The sequence below is a fragment of the Pseudomonas sp. GLN_2 genome (assembly GCF_043106005.1).
Classification (GTDB): Bacteria; Pseudomonadota; Gammaproteobacteria; order Pseudomonadales; family Pseudomonadaceae; genus Aquipseudomonas; species Aquipseudomonas alloputida.
The window spans coordinates 1-25,736 of the sequence record NZ_JBICMC010000046.1 but is presented as its reverse complement, the minus strand read 5'-3'; the positions used below and the strand labels follow the sequence as shown (position 1 = coordinate 25,736).

At 64.3% G+C, this 25,736-nt stretch carries 20 protein-coding genes and 1 pseudogene; 15 read left to right on the top strand and 6 right to left on the bottom strand.

Annotated features, from left to right (window positions below):
* Positions 1–71: 71 nt before the first annotated feature.
* Positions 72–269, bottom strand: coding sequence for a heavy-metal-associated domain-containing protein (locus ACF8Q6_RS12675; RefSeq protein WP_003255286.1), 198 nt, complete (start codon positions 267–269; stop codon positions 72–74).
* A gap of 145 nt (positions 270–414) precedes the next feature.
* Between ACF8Q6_RS12675 and ACF8Q6_RS12670 the strand changes: the two genes are divergently transcribed.
* The 5 genes and pseudogenes from ACF8Q6_RS12670 to ACF8Q6_RS12650 all read left to right on the top strand — a co-directional run bounded on the left by ACF8Q6_RS12670 (position 415) and on the right by ACF8Q6_RS12650 (position 5,770).
* Positions 415–801, top strand: coding sequence for a hypothetical protein (locus tag ACF8Q6_RS12670; RefSeq protein WP_392491232.1), 387 nt, complete (start codon positions 415–417; stop codon positions 799–801).
* A gap of 52 nt (positions 802–853) precedes the next feature.
* Positions 854–3,253 carry a heavy metal translocating P-type ATPase gene (locus tag ACF8Q6_RS12665; RefSeq protein WP_324737349.1) on the top strand — a complete coding sequence of 800 codons (2,400 nt, stop codon included), beginning with the start codon at positions 854–856 and terminating at the stop codon, positions 3,251–3,253.
* On the top strand, positions 3,250–3,660 hold the full coding sequence (gene cueR / locus ACF8Q6_RS12660; RefSeq protein ID WP_004576995.1) for a Cu(I)-responsive transcriptional regulator: 411 nt from the start codon (positions 3,250–3,252) through the stop codon (positions 3,658–3,660). Before ACF8Q6_RS12665 ends, cueR begins: the two co-directional genes overlap by 4 nt.
* A gap of 106 nt (positions 3,661–3,766) precedes the next feature.
* Positions 3,767–4,912, top strand: a pseudogene (locus ACF8Q6_RS12655) (cache domain-containing protein); the annotation flags it as partial.
* Between the two features lie 90 nt (positions 4,913–5,002).
* Entirely contained in the window at positions 5,003–5,770 is a 768-nt protein-coding gene (locus tag ACF8Q6_RS12650) for a methyl-accepting chemotaxis protein (RefSeq protein WP_370688781.1), read from the top strand.
* Between the two features lie 65 nt (positions 5,771–5,835).
* Here the strand turns inward: ACF8Q6_RS12650 and ACF8Q6_RS12645 are convergent, their stop codons facing one another.
* Together ACF8Q6_RS12645 and ACF8Q6_RS12640 are read right to left on the bottom strand one after the other, a co-directional pair.
* Positions 5,836–6,615, bottom strand: a complete 780-nt coding sequence (locus ACF8Q6_RS12645; RefSeq protein ID WP_003255291.1) for a helix-turn-helix transcriptional regulator — start codon at positions 6,613–6,615, stop codon at positions 5,836–5,838.
* Between the two features lie 89 nt (positions 6,616–6,704).
* Positions 6,705–7,982 carry an acetyl-CoA C-acetyltransferase gene (locus ACF8Q6_RS12640; protein WP_392489879.1) on the bottom strand — a complete coding sequence of 426 codons (1,278 nt, stop codon included), beginning with the start codon at positions 7,980–7,982 and terminating at the stop codon, positions 6,705–6,707.
* Between the two features lie 117 nt (positions 7,983–8,099).
* Here ACF8Q6_RS12640 and ACF8Q6_RS12635 point away from each other — a divergent pair, with 117 nt between their 5' ends.
* The 8 genes from ACF8Q6_RS12635 to ACF8Q6_RS12600 all read left to right on the top strand — a co-directional run bounded on the left by ACF8Q6_RS12635 (position 8,100) and on the right by ACF8Q6_RS12600 (position 14,353).
* Positions 8,100–9,452 carry a 3-oxoacyl-ACP reductase gene (locus ACF8Q6_RS12635; RefSeq protein WP_392489878.1) on the top strand — a complete coding sequence of 451 codons (1,353 nt, stop codon included), beginning with the start codon at positions 8,100–8,102 and terminating at the stop codon, positions 9,450–9,452.
* A gap of 2 nt (positions 9,453–9,454) precedes the next feature.
* On the top strand, positions 9,455–10,306 hold the full coding sequence (locus ACF8Q6_RS12630; protein WP_392489877.1) for a MaoC family dehydratase: 852 nt from the start codon (positions 9,455–9,457) through the stop codon (positions 10,304–10,306).
* 77 nt (positions 10,307–10,383) lie between these two features.
* The gene (locus ACF8Q6_RS12625) at positions 10,384–10,689 is read left to right on the top strand and encodes a MazG-like family protein (RefSeq protein WP_003255298.1); all 306 of its coding nucleotides are present in this window, start codon (positions 10,384–10,386) and stop codon (positions 10,687–10,689) included.
* Positions 10,686–11,435 (top strand): methyltransferase domain-containing protein, encoded by a 750-nt coding sequence (locus ACF8Q6_RS12620; protein WP_012051096.1) that lies wholly within the window; start codon positions 10,686–10,688, stop codon positions 11,433–11,435. The genes ACF8Q6_RS12625 and ACF8Q6_RS12620 overlap by 4 nt, the downstream gene beginning before the upstream one ends.
* 22 nt (positions 11,436–11,457) lie before the next feature.
* Positions 11,458–12,093: a DUF4136 domain-containing protein gene (locus ACF8Q6_RS12615; RefSeq protein ID WP_003255302.1), complete on the top strand. Its 636-nt coding sequence runs from the start codon at positions 11,458–11,460 to the stop codon at positions 12,091–12,093.
* A 19-nt stretch (positions 12,094–12,112) separates the two neighbouring features.
* Positions 12,113–12,682, top strand: coding sequence for a DUF4136 domain-containing protein (locus tag ACF8Q6_RS12610; protein WP_180688901.1), 570 nt, complete (start codon positions 12,113–12,115; stop codon positions 12,680–12,682).
* 304 nt (positions 12,683–12,986) lie between these two features.
* Positions 12,987–13,457 carry a prepilin peptidase gene (locus tag ACF8Q6_RS12605; RefSeq protein ID WP_010951848.1) on the top strand — a complete coding sequence of 157 codons (471 nt, stop codon included), beginning with the start codon at positions 12,987–12,989 and terminating at the stop codon, positions 13,455–13,457.
* Positions 13,458–13,576: 119 nt separating this feature from the next.
* Positions 13,577–14,353, top strand: a complete 777-nt coding sequence (locus ACF8Q6_RS12600; RefSeq protein WP_392489876.1) for a response regulator — start codon at positions 13,577–13,579, stop codon at positions 14,351–14,353.
* Positions 14,354–14,427: 74 nt separating this feature from the next.
* Here the strand turns inward: ACF8Q6_RS12600 and ACF8Q6_RS12595 are convergent, their stop codons facing one another.
* Positions 14,428–16,092 (bottom strand): ShlB/FhaC/HecB family hemolysin secretion/activation protein, encoded by a 1,665-nt coding sequence (locus tag ACF8Q6_RS12595; protein ID WP_392489875.1) that lies wholly within the window; start codon positions 16,090–16,092, stop codon positions 14,428–14,430.
* A gap of 92 nt (positions 16,093–16,184) precedes the next feature.
* A complete protein-coding gene (gene pbpC, locus ACF8Q6_RS12590) occupies positions 16,185–18,539 on the bottom strand; it encodes a peptidoglycan glycosyltransferase PbpC (protein WP_392489874.1) in 2,355 nt (784 codons plus the stop codon).
* A 77-nt stretch (positions 18,540–18,616) separates the two neighbouring features.
* Between pbpC and ACF8Q6_RS12585 the strand changes: the two genes are divergently transcribed.
* Positions 18,617–18,910, top strand: coding sequence for a hypothetical protein (locus ACF8Q6_RS12585; protein ID WP_004577004.1), 294 nt, complete (start codon positions 18,617–18,619; stop codon positions 18,908–18,910).
* Positions 18,911–19,061: 151 nt separating this feature from the next.
* Here ACF8Q6_RS12585 and ACF8Q6_RS12580 read toward each other — a convergent pair whose 3' ends face one another.
* Entirely contained in the window at positions 19,062–23,963 is a 4,902-nt protein-coding gene (locus ACF8Q6_RS12580; protein WP_392489873.1) for an alpha-2-macroglobulin, read from the bottom strand.
* 279 nt (positions 23,964–24,242) lie between these two features.
* Here ACF8Q6_RS12580 and ACF8Q6_RS12575 point away from each other — a divergent pair, with 279 nt between their 5' ends.
* Positions 24,243–25,580 (top strand): MATE family efflux transporter, encoded by a 1,338-nt coding sequence (locus tag ACF8Q6_RS12575; RefSeq protein WP_209968176.1) that lies wholly within the window; start codon positions 24,243–24,245, stop codon positions 25,578–25,580.
* Positions 25,581–25,736: the final 156 nt, after the last annotated feature.

The following is a 25,736-nucleotide window of genomic DNA, read 5'->3' as shown; positions in this document are numbered from 1 at the left end:
TACCTGCTGTGGACCCTGTCAATGTGAAAACATTTGCAACACTGTTACCCCCGGTGGGAGCAATCAGGTCTTCAGGCGATTTCGGCCTGATACCCCTCATCGCGAATCGCAGTGAGAATCTGCTCCTGCGCCAACTCGCTCTGCACACGCACCTGTTTGCCTGCCAGATCAACTTCCACCCTGGCTGCCGCATCCTGCTCCTGCACCGCGCGGGTCACGGCTTTCACGCAATGGCCGCAGGTCATGCCTTGTACATTGAACACTTGCATGGGGGTTATCTCCTTCAGGTTTTTCACAAGTTTCAAGCTTGCCATGAGGGCAAGGTCAAGCCCTGCCTGCAACGCCCGGGGTGGAAATCCGCGTCCGCGTCGGCCAAGCTGCGCCTTTGACGATCAGGCAAGCAGGAGATTTTTCATGTTCAGGGCAGCATTGGGCGTCGTCGGGCTCTTGGGCGCGCTGGCTGTGGTGCCACCGGCATTCGCCGAGGGCAACTCGGCCTACAGCGTATTGATCATTTCCCGGGAGCGCCTGGAAGTGGCCACCAGTTGCGAAATCGGCGTGTACCTCAACGACCAGCTTTCCGGGCGCGTTTTCCAGGAGCAGTCCACCTCGTTCAACCTGCCGCCTGGCCCGGTGGAGGTGCGCCTGCGCCTGCTGCCTGGGCAAATGCCGGGTTGCGCCGCAGGTATAGAGGACCAGCGCAGCACGCGTTTGAATCTGCAGGCGGGCCAGATCAACAAATACCGCATCGCCATGGGGCAATATGGGCTGGAGTTGAAACGAGCCGACCTGGGCTATTGACCTTGCCCGCGTGGCAAGGTTGATGCTGGAGGCCTGTCCAAGGAGGAGAGCCATGCCCGCATCCACCACATACGACCTGCCGATCTCCGGCATGACCTGCGCCAGCTGTGCTGGCCGGGTCGAGCGCGCCCTGCGCAAGGTCACCGGCGCTGAACAGGTCAGCGTAAACCTCACCACTGAAAAAGCCCGGGTTGTAGCCCCGCCTGCCAGCCTGCCAGCCTTGGTCGAAGCCGTGCGCGAGGCCGGTTACGGGGTACCAACCCGCACCCTCGAACTGCAGATAGGCGGCATGACCTGCGCCAGTTGTGTCGGCCGAGTAGAGCGCGCCCTGGGCAAATTGGCCGGGGTCGAGCGGGTCAGCGTCAACTTGGCCAGCGAACGCGCGCACCTCGAAGTGCTTGCGGCCCTTGATGACAACCTGCTGATCGACGCTGTGCAAAAGGCAGGCTACAGCGCCAGCCTGCCGCAATCGACCAAGGACGACCAAAGCGCTATTCAGCGCCGCCTGCGCAACGAGCGCCTGGCAGTCGGTGCAGCCTTGCTGTTGGCCCTGCCGCTGGTATTACCCATGCTGGTACAACCGTTCGGCTTGCACTGGATGCTACCCGCCTGGGCGCAGTTCCTGCTGGCCACACCCGTGCAGTTCATTCTCGGTGCCCGCTTCTACATTGCAGCCTGGAAGGCCGTGCGCGCCGGCGCCGGCAACATGGACCTGCTGGTGGCCCTGGGCACCAGCGCTGGCTATGGCCTGAGCCTGTACCAATGGGCCCAGGCTCCCGCCGGTATGGCCCCGCACCTGTACTTCGAAGCCTCAGCCGTGGTGATTGCCCTGGTATTGCTGGGCAAGTACCTGGAAAGCCGCGCCAAACGCCAGACCGCCAGTGCCATACGAGCCCTCGAAGCCCTGCGCCCGGAACGCGCCCTGCGCGTGGTCGACGGTGTGGAAGAGGACGTGGCCATTGCCCACTTGCGCTTGGGCGACCTGGTACTGGTCAAGCCCGGCGAACGCTTCCCGGTCGACGGCGTGGTCGAAGACGGCAGCAGCCATGCCGATGAGGCCCTGATCAGCGGCGAGAGCCTGCCAGTGCCCAAACAGCCCGGCGACAGCGTCACCGGTGGCGCCATCAATGGTGAAGGCCGGCTGCTGGTGCGTACCCAGGCGCTGGGCACCGAGACCGTGCTGGCGCGCATCATCCGCCTGGTGGAAGACGCCCAGGCCGCCAAAGCGCCGATCCAGAAGCTGGTCGACCGTGTCAGCCAGGTGTTCGTCCCGGCCGTGCTGGTACTGGCCCTGATCACCTTGATCGGCTGGTGGCTGGCAGGGGTACCGCTGGAAACCGCGCTGATCAACGCCGTCGCCGTGCTGGTCATCGCCTGCCCCTGCGCCCTCGGCCTGGCCACGCCCGCCGCGATCATGGCCGGCACCGGGGTCGCCGCCCGCCACGGCATCCTGATCAAGGATGCCGAAGCTCTGGAGCGTGCCCATGCGGTCAACCGCGTAGTGTTCGACAAAACCGGTACCCTCACCTCCGGCAGCCCGCGGGTGGTTCACAGTCAGGCGCTGGACGGCAACAGTGCCGACCTTCACCGCCTGGCCGGCGCCCTGCAGCGCGGGAGTGAACACCCGCTGGCCAAGGCGGTACTGGTGGCCTGTGCAGAGCAAGGGCTGGACGTGCCAACCGTTGCCGACAGCCAGTCACTGACCGGTCGCGGCATTGCCGGGCGCGTTGAAGGCCGTGAACTGGCGCTGGGCAACCGCCGACTGCTTGACGAAAGCGGTCTGCAGCCCGGCGATTTGGCCGCCCAGGCCCAGGCCTGGGAAGCGGAAGGGCGCACACTGTCGTGGCTGATCGAGCGCGGCGCGCAACCGAGAGTGGTGGGCCTGTTCGCCTTTGGTGACAGCCTCAAGCCTGGCGCCGCGCAGGCCATCGAAACCCTGCACGCCCAACACATCAGCAGCCACCTGCTGACCGGTGACAACCGTGGCAGCGCCAAAGTGGTTGCCGAGGCACTGGGCATCGACGATGTGCACGCCGAAGTGCTACCGGCCGACAAGGCCGCGACCGTGGCCGCGCTCAAGCAGGACGGGGTGGTCGCCATGGTTGGCGATGGCATCAACGATGCACCGGCGTTGGCCGCGGCCGATATCGGCATTGCCATGGGTGGCGGTACCGACGTGGCCATGCAGGCCGCCGGCATCACCCTGATGCGTGGCGACCCGCGCCTGGTGCCCGCCGCGCTGGAAATCAGCCGCAAGACCTACGCGAAGATCCGCCAGAACCTGTTCTGGGCCTTCATCTACAACCTGATCGGCATTCCGCTCGCCGCGCTGGGTTACCTCAACCCGGTACTGGCAGGTGCCGCCATGGCCCTGTCCAGTGTCAGCGTCGTCAGCAATGCACTGTGGCTTAAAACGTGGAAACCCACCAGCAGCACCCAGGAGGCGCCATGAATATCGGCCAGGCCGCCCGCCGCAGCGGGCTCAGCACCAAGATGATCCGTTACTACGAGTCCATCGGCCTGCTCAAACCCGCCACTCGCAGCGACAGCGGCTACCGCCTGTACCAAGCGCAAGACTTGCACAACCTGGCCTTCATCAAACGCTCCCGCGACCTGGGCTTTTCCCTCGAAGAGGTCGGCAAGTTGCTGACCTTGTGGCAGGACCGCCAACGTGCCAGCGCCGATGTGAAGGCGCTGGCCATGCACCACATCGATGAACTGAACCGGCGCATCGAGGAGCTGGTGAGCCTGCGCGACACCCTCGGCGAGCTGGTTTCGCACTGCCAGGGTGACGACCGCCCGGACTGCCCGATCCTCAAAGACCTGGCCAATGGCGCTGCGGGCAGCTGCTGTCACTGAGCTGCCACGCGCCTTTGGTATGCCATAAATGTCCAAACACGACCGAATAGTCACCAACCACGACTTTATCCAATAAATACGGGCGTTTTGGCTTCATAAAACCCGGATGCTGCCGATGCAGTTGCTACCTGCCTCTGTGTCGAAAACAAAAATTCCGGGAGCGTCGATGAGCATCAAACAGAAACTGACCTGGGCATTCGCGGTCATCGCCGGCTTGCCCATCGTTCTCGTGGCCACCCTGGTGGTCATCAACCTGCGCGGCGAAGCCCGCGACGGATTCCTCGATAGCAGCAGCCGGGAAATCCGCCAGGTCAGCAACGCGATGAACATCTTCTTCCAGGGGATCAACCAGAACGTCGAGTACATGGCTTCCCAGCCAATGGTTGCCGCCACGGGCAGCGAGCTGAACAAGTACATGAGCGCAACCCCGTCCTACGAACTGGGCGAGCAGGCCAGCAAAATTCTCGACTTCATGACTCGCCTGGCCAACTCACACCCCGCCTACGCCTACCTGTCCTACGGGGTGAATGACGGCGGCTACACTGGCTGGCCGGCCGGTCAGAAGTTTGTCAATTATGACCCACGCACGCGCCCCTGGTACCAACTTGCCATGGCCAACCCTGGCAAGACGATGCGTACCGGCGCCTACTACTGGGCCGCCGACGATGCGGTGCTGGTCAGCACCGTGCGCACCGTGGCCAACCAGCTGGGCAACCCCGGCGGCGTGGTCAACATCGACGTTTCGCTCAAGGGCCTGACCGAAATCGTCAAGCAGATCAAACTGGGCGAAAGCGGCTACCTGATGCTGGTGGAAAGCAACGGCAACGTGATGGTCGACCCGCGCGACGCCGCCCACAACTTCAAGCAGCTGGGAAGCTTTGGCGACGGTTACGCCAAGCTGGCCAAAGCCGGCAAAGGCCTGGTCGAGGTCGAACTCAATGGCGTGCACTACATGGCCAACGTCTACCCCGACCAGCAGCTGGGCTGGACCTTCATCGGCCTGATCGAACAAAGCGAAGTGATGCAGACCACCACCCGGCTCACCTGGCTGATCGGTGTCATCGCTGTGGTGTTGGCCTCGCTGTTCGCGGTGGTCGGTGCGGCCTTCGCCAAACTGATCGTGCGCCCGATCAACAGCGTCACCAATGGCCTGGAGGACATTGCCCAAGGTGAGGGTGACCTGACCCGCAACCTGGAAATCCGCGGTCGCGACGAAACCGCGCAACTGGCCAGCTGGTTCAACCAGTTCCTCGGTGCCATTCGCAGCCTGATCCAGCACATCGGTGCTGCCGCCAGCAAGATCCTCAGCACGTCCAGCAGCTCGACCCGCGTCTCCAGCGACATGGCCGAGGCGGCCGGCCGCCAGCGCGAAGCCGTGGACATGGTTTCCACCGCATTCCACGAAATGGTCGCCACCGCCAATGAAGTGGCACGGTCCTGCAGCCAGGCGGCGCAGTCGGCCGACAGCGGCCAGCAGCAGGCCCGCGAAGGGCAGCAACAGATCGATGCAGCGGTACACAGCGTTGATCGCCTGAGCCACGAGATCGAGCAATCGGCCCAGTCGATCCAGCAACTGGAGCGTGACAGCAACGCCATTCAGTCGATCCTCGGCACCATCCGTTCGATTGCCGAACAAACCAACCTGCTGGCCCTGAACGCCGCCATCGAAGCGGCCCGTGCCGGTGAGCAGGGCCGCGGCTTTGCCGTGGTGGCCGACGAAGTACGGGCGCTGGCCAAGCGTACTGCCGACTCCACCGCTGAAATCGACGGTTTGCTGGGCAACCTGGCCAGCCGTACCGCCGAAGTGGCCGAGCAGATGCACGCCAGCCTGGAAGTGTCGCAGCAGTCGGTGAGCCGCATTGGTCTGGCCCGCGACAGCTTCGGGCAGATCCGTGAGTCGGTGGATGTGATCCGCGACATGAACACCCAGATCGCCACGGCAGCCGAAGAACAGCATCAGGTGGCTGAGGACATCAACCGGCACATCAGCCAGATTCACGGGGATGCGCAGTTGGTGGCCGAGCTGGCTCAGGCGGCGCGCCAGGACTCCGAGAGCCTGGCCGGGCTGTCCAATGAGCTGGATACGCTGGTGCGCAGGTTCCGCACCTGACGTATGGCCTGTGCCGGCCCTTTCGCGGATAACCCCGCGAAAGGGCCGGCTCAGGCAACCGAAAATCAGAGCTTCAATTCCCCCGGTGTCGCGCCAAACAGCTGCTTGAACGCCGCAATGTAGGCCGACGTGGAGTCATACCCACACCCCAGCGCCGCCTCAGTTACATTCTCCCCCGCCTCCAGCAACGCCAGCGAAGACAACAGCCGCATGCGCTGGCGCCAATTACGAAAGCTCAACCCGGTCTCCCGTTGAAACAGCCGCATCAGCGTCTTCTCCGAACACCCCAGCTCCCGCGCCCATTGCTGCAAGGTCTGCGGCTGGTCTGGTGCAGCGATCAAGCCATTGCACAGCGCCAGCAAACCAGGGTGGCGGGGCAACGGCAGCGAAAAACCGACTTCCGGCAAGGTGCGCAACTGATCGAGCAGCACTGCCACCAGACGCGATTCGGCGCTGTCGTCCTCTGGGTAATCTGCCGGGAACAGGCAGAACTGCTTGATCAGCTCGCGCGCCAGCGGCGTGACTTCCAGCACTCGGCATTGTTCCGGCGCCCATGGGCAGGCATCGCGGCGCACATACAGGCTGCGCATCTCGGCTTGCATCGAGGTGACCACTTCATGCTCGGCATCGGCAGGGATCCACACCCCCCACTGCGGTGGGGCGAAGTAACTGCCGTCGCGTGTGTACACGCCAAGTACACCGCTGATGGCGTAGGAGAACTGCACCCAGTCGTGCTGGTGGCGGGTAGTCCACGAACCGGCGCCAAGGCTTTCGGCACGGGCGTAGAGCGGTCTGGGCAGGTGTTCCAGCGCGGGGATAGCGCGGGGGTGTCCGATGATCGGCATGGTATTTTCTTGTAGTTCTGACCAGACAAGCCTAACAGCTGGATCATGATCGAGGCACTCACCGCCTCTGCAGTTACCCTGGAGGTGCTTCAGCGCTCGACGATAACGGTCACCCCCTGCCCGCCTGCCGCACAGATCGAAATCAGCCCGCGCCCCTTACCCGCCGTCGCCAGCAGCTTGGCCAGGTGGGCCAATATCCGCCCACCGGTTGCCGCAAACGGGTGCCCGGCCGCCAGCGAACTGCCCTTGACATTGAGTTTGCTGCGGTCGATCGCGCCCAGCGGCGCCTCCAGGCCCAACTGCTCACGGCAGTAATCGGCATCTTCCCAGGCCTTGAGCGTGCACAGCACCTGGGCAGCAAAGGCTTCGTGGATTTCGTAGTAGTCAAAGTCCTGCAGCGTCAGGCCATTGCGTGCCAGCAAGCGTGGCACGGCATACACCGGCGCCATCAACAACCCTTCGCGCCCCGTGACAAAATCCACCGCAGCAGTTTCTCCATCGACCAGATAGGCAAGCACCTGCAACCCCTGCTGCTGCGCCCACGCTTCGCTGCCCAACAGCACCAGCGAAGCACCATCGGTCAACGGCGTGGAATTACCCGCCGTCAACGTGCCCTGCCCGCTGCGGTCAAAGGCTGGTTTGAGCCTGGCCAACTGCTCAAGGCTCAGGTCGGGGCGCAGGGTGTTGTCCCGTGTCAGCGAAAGAAACGGCGTCAACAGGTCGTCCTGCCAACCCTCGGCATAGGCAGCGGCCAGCTTCTGGTGGCTAAGCAGCGCCAATTCGTCCTGCTCGGCGCGGCCAACGCGCCAGGTGTGGGCCATGCGCTCGCAATGCTCGCCCATCGACAACGCCGTACGCGGCTCGCTATTGCGTGGCAGCTCGGGTTTCAGGTGATGAGGCCGCAGCTTGAGGAAGGGCTTTAACCGTTCGCCAAGGCTTTTGCCACGGTTGGCCTGCAGCAATATATGGCGCAAGCCTTCGTTGACGGCGATCGGCGCATCGGAGGTGCTGTCGACACCGCCTGCAATACCGCAATCGATCTGCCCCAGGGCAATCTTGTTGGCCACCAGCAGCGCAGCCTCCAGCCCGGTACCGCAGGCCTGCTGGATGTCATAGGCCGGGGTCTGCGGTGACAGGCGCGAGCCCAACACGCACTCGCGGGTCAGGTTCATGTCGCGCGAGTGCTTGAGCACGGCACCGGCCACCACCTCGCCCAACCGCAGCCCGTGCAGGCGATAGCGTTCGATCAAGCCTTCAAGCGCGGCCGTGAGCATCGCCTGGTTGCTGGCCGTGGCGTAGGCGCCATTGGAGCGGGCGAAAGGGATCCGGTTGCCGCCCAGGATCGCGACCCGGCGAGTTGAACGCATGCGCGTGTTCCTCCTGAAACAATTTGTTCGGTACAGCCTAGGTGTTTTTACCGCATTCGAACGACCCTGCCGCAAAGTTGGTCCACACTTTCAAGCTTGCCTTTCGGGAGACCCCTCATGAGCGATCGCTACCTCGGTTTTGCCAACTCCAATCTCGGCCGCCGCCTCGTGGATGCCCTTGGCCTGCCACGCCCGGCGCCACTGGAGCGCTGGCAGGCTGGCCGCCTGCGGCCGGTGGAAGGTGCCCTGGTACTGGGTGGCGGGCCACTGGCGAAGCAGGTCGAAGCCATCGCCCCGCGCCTCACTGACGAGGTATACAGCTTCAATGCCGACAACCTGCAGGCTGAAGCCTGGGTGGCCGGCCTGGGGCCGAAAATCAAGGCCGTGGTATTCGATGCCAGTCACTTGTCCGACAGCGATGCACTGAAGCAGTTGCGTGAATTTTTCCAGCCGCTGCTACGCAGTCTGGCCCCATGCGCCCATGTCCTGGTGCTGGGCCGTGCACCGGAAAGCCTCGACGACCCACTGGCCAGCGTTGCGCAGCGTGCCCTTGAGGGCTTCAGCCGCTCACTGGCCAAGGAACTGCGCAACGGCGCCACTGCCCAGCTGTTGTATGTCACCCCCGGTGCCGAAGATCAGTTCGAAGGCGCCCTGCGCTTCTTCCTCTCGCCGAAGAGTGCCTTCATCTCTGGCCAGGTACTGCGCCTGCAAGCCTGCACCAGCCAGGTGGAGGACTGGACCCGCCCACTCGGCGGCCGCCGTGCGCTGGTCACGGGGGCTGCGCGCGGTATCGGCGCCGCCATTGCGGAAACCTTGGCACGGGACGGCGCCGATGTACTGCTGCTGGATGTACCGCAGGCCAGTCAGGACCTCGACGCCCTCGCTGCACGCCTCGGCGGCAAGGCACTGCCACTGGATATATGCGCTAGCGATGCGGCAACGCAACTGCTCGCGGCCCTGCCCGACGGCATCGATATCGTGGTGCACAACGCCGGTATCACCCGCGACAAGACACTGGCCAACATGACGCCGGAATACTGGGACGCCGTGCTGGCCGTGAACCTCAAGGCACCGCAAGTGCTCACCCAGGCGTTGTATGACAACGGCGCGCTGGGGGAAAACGCGCGCATCACCCTGCTGGCCTCGGTCAGCGGCATTGCCGGCAACCGCGGGCAGGCCAACTATGCCGCGAGCAAGGCCGGGCTGATCGGCCTGGCCCAGGCCTGGGCGCCACGGCTCGCCGAGCGCGGTGGCAGCATCAACGCCATCGCCCCCGGTTTCATCGAAACCCACATGACTGCAGCCATGCCCATGGGCCTGCGCGAGGCGGGCCGGCGCTTGAGTTCGCTGGGCCAGGGTGGGCGCCCGCAGGATGTCGCCGAAGCCATTGCGTGGCTCAGCCAGCCAGGCTCCGGGTCGGTCAACGGCCAGGTGCTGCGGGTGTGCGGCCAGGCACTGATGGGGGCTTGAACATGAGCCGACAATGGCACGACCTGCACAACCCGGCCGCCCGCGCCAGCCTGTACCTGCGCGCAGCCAGCAAACGCTCCATCAGCGGCGACCGGCTGCCGGACGATGGCCTGCGCTGTTTCATTCGGGTTCAGCCGGGCAACCTGGGGGCGTATCGAAGGCTTTGCCACTTTCCCGATGATGGCCGCCTGCCGGGGACTTATCCACATGTGATGGCGTTTGCCCTGCAATTGCAGTTGATGACTGCCGATGATTTCCCCTTCCCGCTGCTTGGCCTGGTACACCTGCACAACCGCATCGAAGTGCTGCGCCCCCTGGGTGCTGTCGAAGGGCTGCGTTTTGCGGTGTACGCGCACAACCTGCAGCCCCATGCCAAGGGTGGCACCTTCGACCTGGTCACCGAGGCTGAAGATGGCATCGGCCTGCTCTGGCGCGAGACCAGCCGCATGTTGGTGCGTGGCTTGGCCCTGGAAGGCGAGGCAAGTGAGCCCGCCGACACGGCGCCTGATCCATTGCCCGAGGCCACCCGCTGGTATGCCGACAGTGATATCGGCCGGCGTTATGCCAAGGTGTGCGGGGATTACAACCCTATCCACCTCAGTGCTGTCAGTGCGCGGTTGTTCGGCTTTCCAACGGCCATTGCCCATGGCATGTGGACCAAGGCCATGGCCTTGGCCGCGTTGCGCGGGCACTTGCCGCACAGTGGCTATGCCTTTGAGGTGGACTTCCGCAAGCCGGTCAGGTTGCCTTCAGAGGTGGTGCTCAGTGCCAGTGAAGCGGGCCCTTCGGGCCAACTGCGCCTGGACGGGCACGGGGACGTGCTGCATATGGTCGGCCGTTGGGAGTGCCTGTAGCGCCGGGCCTGTGTTGGCGGTATACGCTTGCTTTGCATCGGGCCTGGGCAGAAGCTATGCAGCAATAGGAGACCCCGATGAACCTGCAAGAACTCACCCAACGCCTGCACCAGATCCGTGATACCAATGACTGGCGCGGCTTCCACAGCCCGAAGAACCTGGCCATGGCCGCCAGTGTCGAAATGGCCGAATTGGTAGAAATCTTCCAGTGGCTGAGCGAGGACGAATCGCGCCAGCTGCCTGCCGACAAACTGGCCCATGCCGGCCAGGAAATCGGTGACGTGGTGCTCTACCTGTTGCTGCTGTGCAGCGAACTGGGTCTGGACATGGACCAAGTGGTGCGTGCCAAGCTGGCCGACAGCGAGAGGCGCTTCGCCCGATGAACGACCGTCATTTCGATGAGCTGGCCACCCGCTTTGCCGAAAAGATCTATGGCGGCGCCAAGGGTGCGATCCGCCTGGCCGTGCTGCAGGCCGACCTGGCCGAAGCGCTACCCGACCGCCCGCTACGCATCCTCGACATCGGCGCCGGGTTGGGCCACATGGCCTTGTGGCTGGCCGAGCGCGGCCACCAGCTGACCCTGGCCGAACCTGCGGCGCCCATGCTCGACGGCGCCAGGGCGCGCTTTGCCGAGGCCGGCCAGACCGCGACCTTCATCCAGGCGCCCTGGCAAGACCTGCTCGGCCAGCTGACCGAGCGCTACGACCTGGTGCTCTGCCACGCCGTGCTCGAATGGTTGGCCGAACCCGAGAGCATCCTGCCGGTGCTGCACCAGCTCACGGCCCCCGGCGGTTGGTTATCACTGGCTTTCTACAATCGCGACGCACTGGTCTATCGCAACCTGCTCAAGGGCCATTTCCGCAAGTTGCGCAGCAACCGGCTGGAGGGTGAAAAGCAGAGCCTGACCCCACAGAAACCGCTTGATCCACGCGAACTCAAGGCGCAACTTGAGCCTATGTGGCAGGTTGAAAGCGAAAGCGGCGTGCGGGTGTTTCACGACTATATGCCCAAGGAATTCCAGGGCAAGGCCGAGCTGCTCGATCTGTTGGAAATGGAACTGGCCCACCGTCGCCACCCCACCTTCGCCGGGCTTGGCCGCTACCTGCACTGGGTTTGCCGCCCCCGCTAATCCGCCGCGCCAGGAGGAACACATGCCGTACCGTCTGTTGTGCCTGGCCCTGCTGCCCATTGCCCTGGCTGGCTGCCAGGGCAGCAACCCTTATGTGGCCAGCAGCCGCCCCTTACCACCAGCCCCTGCCCAGGCGGCCACCACCTTCGACGCCAGTGCATACCCTGCGCCCGCTCGTGATTATGGGCACTACCGCAGCTGGAGCTGGCGCAACGGCCAGTTACCCAGCGGCGCTGTCGATGCCGACCCGGCGCAACTGGCCGATGCCGTCAGCGGTGCGCTCGACCAGCATGGCCTGCGCCCCGCTCGCACAGGCCCTGGCGACTTGCTGGTGAGCGCCGATATGCGCCTGGAAAAACGCTTGCGCCAAGTGCGTGACTACGACACCTACGACCCCTACTACGGGCCGTATCCCTATGGGGGGGTCGGCTATGGCGGCTACCGCCACGGTTATGGAGGCTATGCCAGCGTACCCATCGTGCGCACCTACGAGGTCGAAGTCCTGGTGGTGCGCATCGACCTGTACGACGCCCGCAGCGGCCAGCCGGTCTGGAGCGCCAGCGCCGAAAGCAGCAGCAACAAGGACTCGCCCCGCGAACGCGAAAGTGCCTTGCGCGATTCTGTGCACAAGGCACTCAGCGGCTATCCTCCCAGTTAATAGCTAACGGAGAACCATCATGTTGCGCCGTCTCGTTCTACTGTCATTCGCGTTATTGCTCGCTGCTTGCTCGAGCAATAACGTCCAGCAGGATTTCGATGCCAGCCGCGATTTTGCCGCCTACCGCAGCTGGGCATGGCAGGAGCCAGGCCTGCAGTACCGCCCGGATGACCCGCGGATCAAGAGCGACCTCACCGAGCAGCGCATTCGCCAGGCGGTGGCAGACCAACTCGACCAGCGCGGCCTGCGTCCGGTACAAGGCGGAGCGCGGCCCGACCTGGCAGTACGCACATACCTGATCGTGGAGCAGCGCCAACAACAGATCACCACCAACTACGGCGGTGGCTGGGGTGGCTACTGGGGCGGCTACTGGGGTGGCCCGATGTACAACGAAACCCGCAGTGTCGACTACAAGGTCGCCACCATCCAGGTCGACATGTTCGATGGGCGTGACGGCAAGCTGGTATGGCGCGGCAGTGCCGAGCAGATCATGAACAACTACCCGCCAAGCCCGGAAGAACGTAACAGCGCAATCCGCAACACCGTGGCCAAGGTGCTGGGCAACTACCCACCGGGCAGCAAAAAATAGCGTTGGAACGCGGCTTTGCATGCACCGTGGCCCTGCGGGAGCGGGTTTACCCGCGAAGCAATTGACCCGGTGCATGGCACCGGCTTTGCGGATGTTCGCGGGTGAACGCACGCCTACATAGATGGCGATTCCAAGTACGACTGCGTCACCGACCTGGCCTGTGTCAGCTACGACAAAATCCATTCCACGCACGCCTTTTTTCCGATGCCAACCGCACTCCCCCGCACGTTCCCGTCTATCTTCATTTAAGGAAACCTGACTGACCGGGTAGAAGTGTTCAACATTTGGGAAAGGCGACCTGCCAATGCAAAGCATTGTTCTCCTGCTGTGGCTTGCCTTGTGCTCCGAACAGGATGTGCGTCAACGCCAGATCTCCAACGTGCTGACCCTGGGGGCGGCTGGCTGCGCCCTGGCCTGGCTGTTCAGCACCGGTCACAGCTGGATAGGCGCCGAAGCCAGCGAGGCCGGTTGGGCGCTGGCCATCGTCATGCTGCTGACCCTGCCAGGCTACATGCTCGGCCGCTTCGGCGCCGACGACGTCAAGCTCATGGGCGCCCTGGCCTTGGCCACCAGCCCGCAATATGTGCTCGGCACCTTCATTGGCGCGGGTGTCACTGTACTGGTCTGGCTACTGACCCGCCGCCGCCTGTGGACGCTGCTCAACCCCAAGGTAAAGAAGCGTTTGCAGGCCCTGACCGAAGAAATGGGCGACAAGCAGGCGTTCGTCCCCTATGTGTTATCAGGTTTTCTTCTAACGGCCGTATGGATCCAATAACCCTTCCAGTGGTCCGATGACTTGTACAGACCTTGTACATATTCGCTGAGTGCGACTACTTTTAAGCTGCCAGAGCGTCTGGCACGGGAGCAGGGCCGTATAAGAACAGGGAGTTGATCGTGTCCAGATCAGTGAGTGAAGTAAAGGTGTTGGTGGTTGATGACCAACCGGTTATTGTCGAACAGCTGAGTGAATTCCTTCAAACCAAGGGCTATGCCTGCGTTACAGCCCTCTCAACCGACGAAGCCATCGAGCACTATGTGGCGGACCCGAGCATCGGCTTGCTCATCTGTGACCTGCACATGCCCGATCGGGATGGCATCGAGCTGGTGCGCGCCTTGAAGGAAATCAATGGCAGCCAGCGTACGTTCGAAGCCATCATGTTGACAGGGCGTGCCGAGAAACAGGACTTGATCCGGGCGATACGCGAAGGTTTTGCCGATTACTACCAGAAGCCGATGGACCTTGATGAACTGCTGGCAGGCGTCCGTCGGCAAGAAGCGGCTTTGCTGGAGCGCCAGCGCAACCTCCGTGATCTGGGTGGGCTGAACCAGCGCTTGCAGGAACTGGCCGAGTCGGTGGACGAACTGTATCAGGACCTGGAAAAAGCTCGTGGCCAAGGCACCCACCGGCGTGCCAGTGATGCAGAAGAAACCGAAAGCGAGCTGCCAGCAGCGTTCGAGAAACTGTCACCACGCCAACTGGAAGTGGCGCGCCTGGTTAGCAAGGGCAAGACCAATTACCAGATCGCCTGTGAACTGGGCATTACCGAAAACACCGTGAAGCTCTATGTGTCTCAGGTTTTGCGTTTGACGCACATGCACAACCGCACCCAACTGGCTCTGGCGCTGACCCCCAGCTCGTCGCCCGTGCACCAGCGGTTCACGACCCATTGAGTGAAGGCTCGGCACACCAATCTGGAGCGGCCTTGCGCTGCGAAAGGCTGCTCCTGCAAGCCCATAGTTGCCTGCTACAACTGGATCGCCAGGTTCAACGACAGCCGAGGCCGACGGTCCAGGCTATCCAGCGCCACATCCGCCAACGGCTTGGCCACTTCCAGCGCCACATTGAACACATGCCCACCCCCTAACCGCACACCCAGCGCCACCGAAGCCAGATGGGCGTCCTCCACCGGTCCCCGGTTATGCCAGGCCTGAGCGGTATCCACCACCGCATAGGGCTGAACCCGCGCAAGCCAGCTACTGCGCACGCTGTAGTTGAGCTCGTAAGCCACACCCCAGCCCTTGTCACCGTCCGCCTGATCGCGCGGGTAACCGCGCCCGAAATGCTGCCCGCCAAACCCCGCACGCTCGCTGTCGGGCAATCGATCATCACTCCAGTACAACGCCCCGGACACCACCCCCTGCACGTTTTCCAACAGGGTGTCGCTCTGCAAACCGGAAAGCCGCAAGCGCAGGAAGTCGAGATCGTAGTCAGCATCGCTGCGTGCCCCCAGGTAGTCCAGCCCCTGATGGACCCCGGCACTGACGATACGCAAACGCCCCTGCTCCACCTTGCGCCAGTCACCTTCGAATGACAGCGCCCGCACATAGGTGTCGTACTTGCGAGACGGTGGCTGCTCGGCCATCCGGTCTTCATCATGCTCACTGACCGAGTACACGTGGCCCTGCACCGCCAGCCACTCATTCGGCCTGACAAGCACCGGCTGACGCAGGCCGATCGCATAGCGCTCACTGTCCTGCTCGCGGGTGATATCGCGGCCATTGTCCAAACGTATGCGCGTGGCGGGCTCGCTGCGGTAGCGCGACGCCGACAGCAGCAGTTGGCTACCGGCGGCGTCCAGGTACTGGCTGTAATCGAGACGCTGGTAGTACACCCGGTCATTGCCAGGGGGCAACAGCCAGCTGGCCGTGACGCGTTCGCCATGGCGGGTCTGGGCATTGCTGGCTACGGTGATCAGGGCCTGTGCAGCATCACGGCTGGAGTCGGCCACGCTCACAGCGGCGCTGAACGGCTTGCGCCGTGCATGCACGGTCAACTGGGCGACACCATCGGCAGCCCGCGCCATTGCCAGTTCGGCCTCTACCACAACCCCTGGCATGCGCGTAGCCAGGCCCAGATAGCGCTCCAGCGTTTCGCGGGTCAGTGGGCGCTCGGCCTCAATGCGCGCTAGCAGCTGCTGCAAATACTCGCTGGCCGGCCCAATATCGCCGTCCACGCGGTAATCACGGACGTAACCTTCGACCAGCACCACGTTGACCCTGCCATCGGCCACATCCTGAGGAGGCAGGTAGGCATACGACAGCAAGTAGCCCTCCTGCCGGTAGCGTTGGGTCAGGCGCTGGGTGTATTGCTGCAATTCACCCAACGTGGTTTCGCGCCCGATCAGCGGCTGATAGTGTTCGCGCAGGTCGCCCAGGGGGAACACCGTGCCGCCCTCGAAGCGCACTTTATGCAGTACCAGCCTCGTGTTGGCCGGGGCCCAGTCGGGGTTGTCGATAGTCGCCCCGGCCAGCCGTATGCGGGGGCTCTCGGGGGAGTAGTCCGTCATCGGCAGATTGGCGCTGGGCAAACGCCGCTCGTACTCATGGCTGTCGAGAAACCCCGGCAACGGGTCGGCGTGGGCAGTAAGTGCCCAAAGCAGCAACATCAGGGGCACGACCAGAGGACGCATAGGGCACTCCATGTTCCCATGGGTTGCGGGGCACCAGCCGGTCACACCCGTCACTTGCAAGCGTAGGTGCTGGCCCGGCTGTCGTCGAACACCTACTCACTGACCTGGAACGCCACCCGCGCCGTCTGACCGCTTTCGTCCAGCGCGCTGAGTTCGGCCTGCCCCACCTGTGGCAAACGCAGCAACAGGCTGTCCTGCCCCTGGGTTTCACCCAACGGCTGGCCGTTGAGGAACCACCAGCGCCGTCCAGCCCCCCCCAAGGCAGAGACCTGCAATTGCAACGGCTCAGTGCTGGTGGCCGGGCGGCGCAGATTGTCGCCTGGGCGCACGCCGACAATCGACAGCGGTGGTGCACTGGCCGGCGCCTGCGGCGGGCAGGCCGGGTCGATGGCCGGCAAACGTGCCATGCGCCGCTCGACACGGGGTAGCCAAGGCTCCAGCGGTGCCGGCCACAGGGCGATGTCACGCGCCTTGGCGCCCGGGCAGCTACCATCGACCCGCAAGCCCTGCTCGTTGACCCACACTTTTTCGCGCAAGCCCAGGCCCAGCGGCTGGTCGGCTGCCTGCAAGGTTGGTGGCGTGGTGCCGTCCAGGGTCCATGCAAAGCGCTGACGCCGACAGTTGGTGTCCTGCTTGCTCATCGGCTGGCCCAGCGGCCAACAGATCGCCGCAACGCCGATATTCGCAGGTACCGGCGCTACCGGGACGCTGATGCCGCGTTGGCTGTCGCGATTGCTCAACAGATCGTGCACCTGCAACATCAGCGGCGCCGCCGAGGCCAGGCCGAATTGCCCAGGCACCGGTGTACCGTCGGGGCGGCCAATCCATACGCCGATCAGGTAACGCGGCCCCACGCCAATCGACCAGGCATCGCGAAAGCCGTAGCTGGTGCCGGTTTTCCAGGCCAGTAGCGGGCGCTGCACCAGTTCGGCGTGCGGGTCGCGGTCCGGGCGCGCCTGGCCACTGAGGATACGCCGGATGATCCACGCCGCCCCCGGTGACAGCAACCGGTGCTCCACCAAGGGGGCCTGTGGCTGCAAGCGCACCTGCGCACTGTTGCCACCCCGCGCCAGCGCCGCGTAGCCGCCGACCAGGTCCTCCAGCCGGCTGCCGGCACCGCCCAGGATCAACGACAGGTTGGGCTCGGCAAGGGGTGGCAGTATCAACGGCATGCCCGCCATGCGCAGTTGTGCGGCAAAGCGTTTCGGGCCGTAGGCCTCCAGCAATTGCACGGCGGGCAGGTTGAGCGACAGGGCCAGCGCCGAGCTGGCCGACACCGGCCCGCTGAACCCCATGGAGAAGTTGCCAGGGCGATAGTCGCCATAGCGTCGTGGAACATCCTGCAACAGTGATTCGGAATGGATCAGGCCATCGTCCAGCGCCATGCCGTAAAGAAACGGCTTGAGGGTGGAGCCGGGCGAACGTAACGAGCGCACCATGTCGACATGGCCAAAGCGGCGCTCATCAGACAAATCTATCGACCCCAGGTACGCGCGCACCGCCATGCTCTGCGCTTCGACCACCAGAATGGCTGCCGAGGTACGCTCCGGCAGCCGTGCGCGCCAGCCCAGCAGCAAGTCTTCGAGGCGCCGCTGAAGCGCAGCGTCAAGCGTGGTACGGATCAGCGGCGGGCTGTCAGCGCTGTTCAGGCGCCGGGCCAACAATGGCGCCAGGGCCGGCTCCTGGCGTGGCGCCAACACCAGCGGCTCCTCGGCCGCCTCGCGAATTTGCTGGGCCGGCCATATCTGGTACTCAGCCAGGCGCTGCAGCACCTTGTCCCGGGCACGCTGGGCACGCTCGGGGTGGCGGTCCGGGCGCAGCCGGCTGGGCGCCTGGGGCAACACGGCCAGCAGTGCCGCTTCGGCAGGTGTCAGGTGCAGGGGCGACTTGCCCAGGTACGCCCAGCTGGCTGCCGCCACGCCCTGAAGCGTGCCGCCGAAAGGTGCGCGGTTCAGGTAGATCTGCAGGATGTCGCGCTTGGACAAGTACCATTCCAGCTGCAAGGTGCGCCATAGCTGGCGCAGTTTGCCGACCAGGGTACGGTCGTGCGGGTCGAGCAGGCGTGCCACCTGCATCGACAATGTGCTGCCGCCCGACACAACACGCCCGCCGCGCAGGTTCAGCCAGGCCGCGCGGACCAATGCCAGGGGGTTGACCCCTGGGTGGTTGTAGAACCAACGGTCCTCATAAGTCAGCAAAGCCTGCAGGTAAAGCGGCGAAACCTCTTCAGGGCTGACGGGGTAGCGCCACACGCCATCAGCATCGGCAAAGCGCCACAAGGGCGTGCCGTCTTCGGCCAGCACTACCCGGGCCAGGTCATCACCCGGCAGCGGCAGCGGCCAGATACGATCAGCCAGCCAGAACAGGCTGCCGAGCACCAGCAGACTGATCAGCGTGGCACGCAACAACCTGCCCGCACGGCACCGTGGTCGCGCTAAGCTTGGCATCGGGAACCGACCTGGCCAGGTAATGGCCAAAGGCTTTGGGACGACAACCTCGCCGATTTTTTCATCAGGAAGCAACTATGCATGTAGAAGGTTTTTTCGAGTGGCTGGGCCAGGCACTGGGGTCGTTGATCCGCTTCATCGTCGACGCATTGAGCGGGTTGTTCAACCTGCTGGCCAATGCCGGTGGCAACTTCATCGATGGCCTGTCGCGCACCTTGGGCATGGACACGTCGCTGCTGAGCATCCTGGCCCTGATCATCGGCCTGATGCTGCTGTACTCGGCAATCCGCGCATTCATGCGCGCCTCGATCATCCTCGGAATCATCTGGCTGGTGCTGGGGCTGTGGGTGATGAGCTGGGTGATCCACTGATCTGCGCGGTCTTTGTGGGAGCGGCCGTGCGTCGCGACAGGGCTGCACAGCAGCCCCAGGCTTTCAGCTTCGCCGCTTGAATTGTCGGGGCCGCTTTGCGGCCCTATTGCGACGCAAGGCCGCTCCCACACTTTCCGCGTAGAGCGGGTCTCTAGCGGGCTTTCACCGTCATCTCCCCTTGCCCATCGCCCACGGCCTGCAGGTTCGGCCGATACATCGACTCGACCTGCGGCGGCGGCACGCGGTAGGTGCCCGGGGTCACTGCTCGCGCCAGGTACAGCAGGTGGGTGGTGCCATAGCCGTCAAGCTTGAGCGCGGCAACATAACGGTCATCACGGTACTCCTGATGCACCACGCTGGCGTTCTGCATCGACTCGCGCCACGCCTTCACTGCACTGCTGGCGTTGTCCAGGCTGGCGGCGCTTTGAGCCAGGTTCTGGTTTTCCAACTCCAGGCCGGCCGGCAGCAGGTCCACCACCAACGCATCCGGCACGCGGTCCTCAGCTTTGAGCGCCAGGTGCACCAGCACAAGGTCGCCGCTGCGCAGGTTGTGCAGGTCCAGCGGCTGGCCATTCATGCCCAGGTACTCTCTGTGAATCTGCAGGCCGTTGCCACCTGCCGCAGGTGCCTGTCGTGGGTAGCCGGACAAGGTCAGCTGCTGGTACAGCGTCTCGTTGCCTTCATTCTGCACGCTCAGAGGCGAGGCCAGTAACGGGCCCTCCAGCTTCATACCGGCCTCGGCATTGTTCAACTCGCGCACTTCACCCGCGCTGTCCAGGCGTGCCTGCCACTGGCCTTCCGGCTTGCCCAGCAGGCCACGGCCAGCGAGGAACAGTGCATTGCGCTCTTGGGTCGACAGCCAACGGTTGGCCGCCAGTTCATCGGACAAGGCGAACAGGCGCTGATCGACCTGGCTGCTGGCCAGGTTGCTTTCCTGCAGCAGCGCCAGGATCAGTGCCTGGTCACGCAGGGCGCTGCCATAATCGGCCAGCCAGCCTTTGCCACGGCTGATGCCCAGGCCCGCCTGCAAGGCTTGCTCGGCACGCGGTTTGTCGCCCATTTTGTCCAGCGCCACTGCCAGTTGTACCAGCGGCAGACCGGAGCGGGCATCGGCGCGACGTTCGAACAGCCCGCGCAGGGCACCCAACGGCGCCTGCTGGCTGCGCGACAGCACCAGCGCCGCGTAGGCCTGCACCGCAAAGCGCGTGTGGTCGGCATTCTCGCTGTAGTCGACTTCGATCAGGTTGCGTTCCTGCAGGTAACGCAGCAGGCGCTCACTGGCCTTCTTCAATGCCTCGGCGGGTACGCCATACCCTTGGTCACGGGCACGCAGCAGGAAGTCAGTCACATAGGCGGTCAGCCAGTACTCTTCCTCGCTGTCCGAACTCCACAGGCCGAAGCTGCCGTTGTAGCGCTGCATCCCCAGCAGGTGCTCGATGCCCATTTCGATCTTGCGTTTGCGCACATCCGCCGGCTCGCCCTTGATGCCAAGGCGCTTGAGGCTGTCGGCATCGGCGTACAGCGAAGGGTACAGGCCGCTGGTGGTCTGTTCGAGGCAGCCGTAGGGGTAGGCTTGCAGCGCGCGAATCTGCTCGGCAAGGTTCAGCGGCGGCCGGCTCGACAAGGCCAGGCTGGCTTCCAGGCCAGCGGGTTCGAAGGCGGCCAGGTCTGCTTCGGGCAGAGTCCACGGCTGGTCCTTCAAGGCCACACGGTAGTGCTTGAGCATTGCCGGGTAGGCCGGGCGCACGCCCAGCGTCCACTCACGTTCGAACGCATTGACCGGCTCGTTCGGCAGTTGCAGGCCCGTCACCCGGACATGCACCTTGCCCTGCCCCAGCCCCCCCTGGGCCTGCACCGGAATCATCAGCGTCGAGCGCTGCCCTTCGGCCAGGTTAACGCTCTGCACGGCATTGGCCGCCAGGCTCAGTTGCCCATCCGTGGTGATTTCGACGCTCAGTTGCTGGGCGCGGCCGGACAGGTTGGCCAGGTCCAGTGCCAGGCTGGTACGGTCGCCACCGGCCAGGAAGCGCGGGGCCGAAAGCTCGGCAATCAACGGCGCGGCGACCACGGTCTTGCCTTCGGCCATGCCGAAGTGCTCTTCGGTCCAGGCCTGCGCCATCAGCCGCAATTCGCCGTTGAAGTCGGGGATGTCGACCGTGGCCTGGCCCTCACCCTTGTCGTCCAGCGTCACCGGCAGGCTCTGCTGGGCGACGATGGTTACCGTAGTGTTGGGTCGCTTGCCCCCCTTGGCCATCGCTGCGTCACCACCGAACGCCAGGCTGGCCAGGCGGCCTTGGCCGGCCTCTATCAACTGGCCGTAGATGTCCAGTTGATCGGCACCATAGGCCTTGCGCCCGAACAGGCTGGCGAACGGGTCGGGGGTTTTGAAATCGGTGATGTTGAGGATGCCCACGTCCACCGCCGACAACAACACATGCACCTGCTTGGGCACACTGCCATCGGCGTTGGCGGCCTTTACCTTCACTGTCAAAGGCTGTTTCGGGCGCATTTTTTCCGGCGCCTGCAGGCTCAGCGCAAGCTTGCGCTCGGCGCGGTCCAGCGGCAGGTGGAGCACGCCCACGGCGCGCTTGGGCGTGGCATTGGCCTTGCGCTCACCAGGGCGGATAACCAGCGCGCTGATGTACAGGTCGTGACGGGCCCAGGCCTTGTCCAGTTGCACATCAAAGGTCTTGCCCTCGGCGGGCACATCGATCTCCTGCCACCACAGCGGGCCATCGCTGGACTCGATCATCAGGTAGCCGCTGCCCGCAGCGGGCGGGGTGACGGTGACCTTGGCAGTAGCGCCATCGGTGTAGGAGGGTTTGTCCAGCGCCAGCTTGACCTGGTCCGGCCGCACCGCGCCGCCCTCAGCGTTGTCTTGGGCACGGTAGCCGGCCCAGAAGCGCTCACTGGACACCAGACCGGTTTGCGGGTCTTCGACCTCGACGCGGTACGGGCCCCACTCAACCTGGAAGCTGAGTTTGGCGGTGGAACCTGCCTTGACGCTGATCGTCTCTTCATTCTGGGTCAGGAACTTCTCGTTGTAGGCGTAGCTCCAGCCGTCGCTTTGCGAGTAATTCCAGTAGTAATCGCGGCGTTCGCGAACAAGGCGCACCTTAAGCGCATCGGCCGCCAGTTTGTTACCGTCGCGGTCGGCCACCAGGAATTCGAATTCCACGGGCCCGTCGCTATCGGTCTCCTCACCTTCGAACAGGCCTCGCAGGCCCGGCAGGCGCTCAGCCGGCCAGATAGGCTGCTCCAGGCGCCGGGTGATCGGCCGGCCACCCGACTCCTGCAGGCTGGCCTGCACGGTCAGTTGCAGCGGAGAGCGGGCTTCGGCCCAACGGCTTTCGATATCGACCACCGCCTTGCCGGCCTGGTCAAGGGTGACTTCGTCCAGTTCCAGGTCCTGGTTCAGATCGGTTTCGGTGACCGAGCCGAACTGGTAGCCAGGCAACGCCGGTACTGCCTCGCGCAGCGGGCGTACATAGGCCTGACCGCTCAGGCGATTGCCGGCGGCCGGCGCACCATAGAGGTAACGGCCATTGACCTGGATACGCGCATCTTCATCCGGCGAAAGCGGTGTGCTGCTGCCCTTGAGCTCCAGCGCCAGGCGCTCGGGCAGGAAGTCTTCAACGAGGAACTCATAGACCTGCTTGCGCCCGCCACCCAGGTCGAGCAGCAGTTGCCAACGGCCGGTCGGGGCCTCGGTGGCCAGTTGCAACTGGTATTGGTACAAGCCATTGCTGTCGGCTTCCCAGACGAACTTGCGGCTCACCTGTTCATCCGGGCGACGCACTTCCACGCTCACCGGCTGGGCTTTGACCGGCTTGCCGTCCTGGTCGCGCAGCAGGCCGTTGAGCAGCACCGTCTCACCCGGGCGGTACAGGTCACGCGGGCCGAAGATGAAGAACTGCAGCGGGTTGGCCTGAGGCCCGGTAATGTCGAATTCGGCCAGGTCCAAGGCTGCGGTGTTCAGGCGCAGCAGCGTGGTATGCACGCCCTGGGTGGCAATGAGGGTATCGGCCTTTGGCGTGATTGGCAGTTGGGCATGCCCCTTGCCATCGGTGGTGGCCTGGGCCAGCAGCTTGCCCTTTTCGTCATGGACTTCCAGGTTGACGCCGCTCAGCGCCTTGCCGCCTTCCAGGGCTTGAGCAAACACGTCAATGCGGTCGCGGTAGCGGTGGGCCGACACGCCGATGTCGCTGAGGGTGAACAGGGTTGCCGGCTGAGAATAATCGTAGGTACCCGAGGCGCGCATCACTGCCAGGTACACGCCTGGCGCCTGCAACGGCTTGATGCCGGCAATCGGCAGCAACACGGTCTCGCGCGTGTTGCGCGCCGGGTTTAGATCGAAGCGGCCGCTGTAGACCAGCTCGGCCATGTCCAGGGTTTCCTTGGACTGGTAGTAGTACAGGCTGCTGTTGCGTCCCCAGTTGGCCAGGAAGGTCGAGAGCATGTCTGGCTTGACGCGGAAGAACTCGAGATCCACTTTGTCGACGTTCAGGGCAATCACTGGCAGGCCTTCGGCCAGGCGGGTAGGCAGCAGCGAGCCGCGGCTGGCAAAGCCGATGGTCGGCTGCATGTCGCGGGTTTCCAGGCGGGTGATCGACTCGCTGTCCAGCTGCTTGCCGTTGACTGCCAGCAGCCCCTTGTCGACGGTCAGCACCAGCTTGCGCTGCGGCTCCAGGTGGCGCAGGCGCAGCTCCATCTGGTTGTCGGAGAGTTCCCAGGCGCCATCGAGCTTACCCTTGACGGTGTCGACCAGGTGCACCTTGGTGGCGAAGTCCTGCTTGGCATCCAGCGGTACGGAGAAGCTGATCGACAGCGTTGCCGCGCCATCGAGCTGCACTTCCGATACGTCCAGCACCGTGAGTTCGCGGCCCTCGTAGCGCTTGGCGAGCACGGCCGGGTCCTCACGCTGGGGGGCGGGGGCTTCGGCGGGCGCGGGCGCCACGGTTTTCTCGACCGGCGCCGGTTTGCCCGGCGTGGAAGAGTCACAGGCACTGAGCAACGCCAGCGCGCAGGCCAGCAACAATCCTTTGTTGAACATGAGATAGGAACTCTTGGGCAGCGTGTACGTGAGGGCAGCAACTATAGCGCAACGTCAGGTGCAGCACCCGGCGTTGCGCGCCAGGTCAGACCATGGTGGCGCTAAATGGTTGCCTGGTCGTTACACTGTGGCCATTCGTTAAAGGGGCCGCATTGCGCCCCTTCGCGGGCTTGCCCGCTCCCACAGGTTTGGCGCCGGCCGCAAGAGCAACACTTTCCTGTGGGAGCGAGCAAGCTCGCGAAGGGGCGCACAGCGGCCCCAAAATCTCATGGAATGCACATGCCCCAACTCGCTGCCGACTGGCGCCACCGCCCTACCCACCGCAAGGTCTGGGCGCTGGCCGCGCCGATGATCCTGTCCAACATCTCGGTACCGCTGGTGGCGCTGGTCGACAGCACGGTCATCGGGCATCTCCCGCACGCCCACCAACTGGGCGCCGTGGCCGTGGGCGCCACCTTGTTCACCTTCATGGTCGGCCTGATGGGCTTCCTGCGCATGGGGTCCACCGGCTTCGCTGCCCAGGCCGCCGGCCGTGGCGATGGTGCAGCGCTACGCCAGGTACTGGTGCAAGGGCTGCTGCTGGCGGTCGGCTTCGCCCTGTTGATCGGCCTGCTGGCCCTGCCCTTCAGCCAGCTGGCACTCCATGCGATGCAACCCAGCGCAGCCCTGCAGCAATCCACCGAAGACTTCTTCCATACCCGCCTGCTTGGCCTGCCTGCGGCGCTGGCCAGTTACGCGCTGGTCGGCTGGTTCCTCGGCACCCAGAACGCCAGGGCGCCACTGGCCATCCTGCTGACCACCAACCTGCTGAACATCGCCTTGAACCTGTGGTTCGTGCTGGGCCTGGACTGGGGTGTACTGGGCTCGGCGCGGGCGTCGGTGATTGCCGAATGGACTGCCGCCCTGCTCGGCCTGGCCCTGACCCGCCCGGCCCTGCGGGCTTACCCGGGGCAGATCGTGTGGGCAGCGCTCAAGCGCTGGCAGGCCTGGAGGCCACTGCTGGCGGTGAACCGCGACATCTTCTTGCGCAGCCTGGCGCTGCAACTGGTGTTCCTGCTGATCACCGTGCAGGGCGCGCGTCTGGGTGAGGCCACGGTGGCGGCCAACGCTCTGCTGCTCAACGGCCTGCTGCTGACTGCTTATGCACTCGATGGCTTGGCCCACGCCGTTGAGGCCTTGTGCGGACATGCCATTGGCGCCCGTGACCGAGACACCCTGCGTCGCTCGCTGGTGGTGGCCTGCGGCTGGTCGCTGATCACCAGCCTGGGCTTTGCCGGGCTGTTCCTGCTGGGTGGGCACCTGTTCATCGACTTGCAGACCGACATCGACAGTGTGCGGGCGGCGGCTTATCCGTATTTGCCTTACCTGGCGTTGCTGCCGTTGATCGCGGTGTGGAGTTACTTGCTGGATGGCTTGTTCATCGGCGCGACCCGGGCGCGGGAAATGCGTAATGCAATGCTGGTTTCGGTGTTGATTGCACTGCCGGTGGCAGTGGCCATGAGCGGGTTGGGCAACCATGGGTTGTGGATGGCGTTTCTTGGGTTCATGGGGTTGCGGGCGGTGACGTTGGGGTGGGTCGGGTGGCGGTTGCAGCAGAGAGACCTGTGGTTTGGCTGATTGGGGCCGCTTTGCGGCCCATCGCGACGCAAGGCCGCTCCCACAGGGGATAGCGGGTCGGCCTGCTTTCGCGGGCTGGCTGATTGGGGGGATAGCGAGTCGGCCTGCTTTAGCGGGCTGGCTGATTGGGGGATAGCGGGTCGGCCTGCTTTCGCG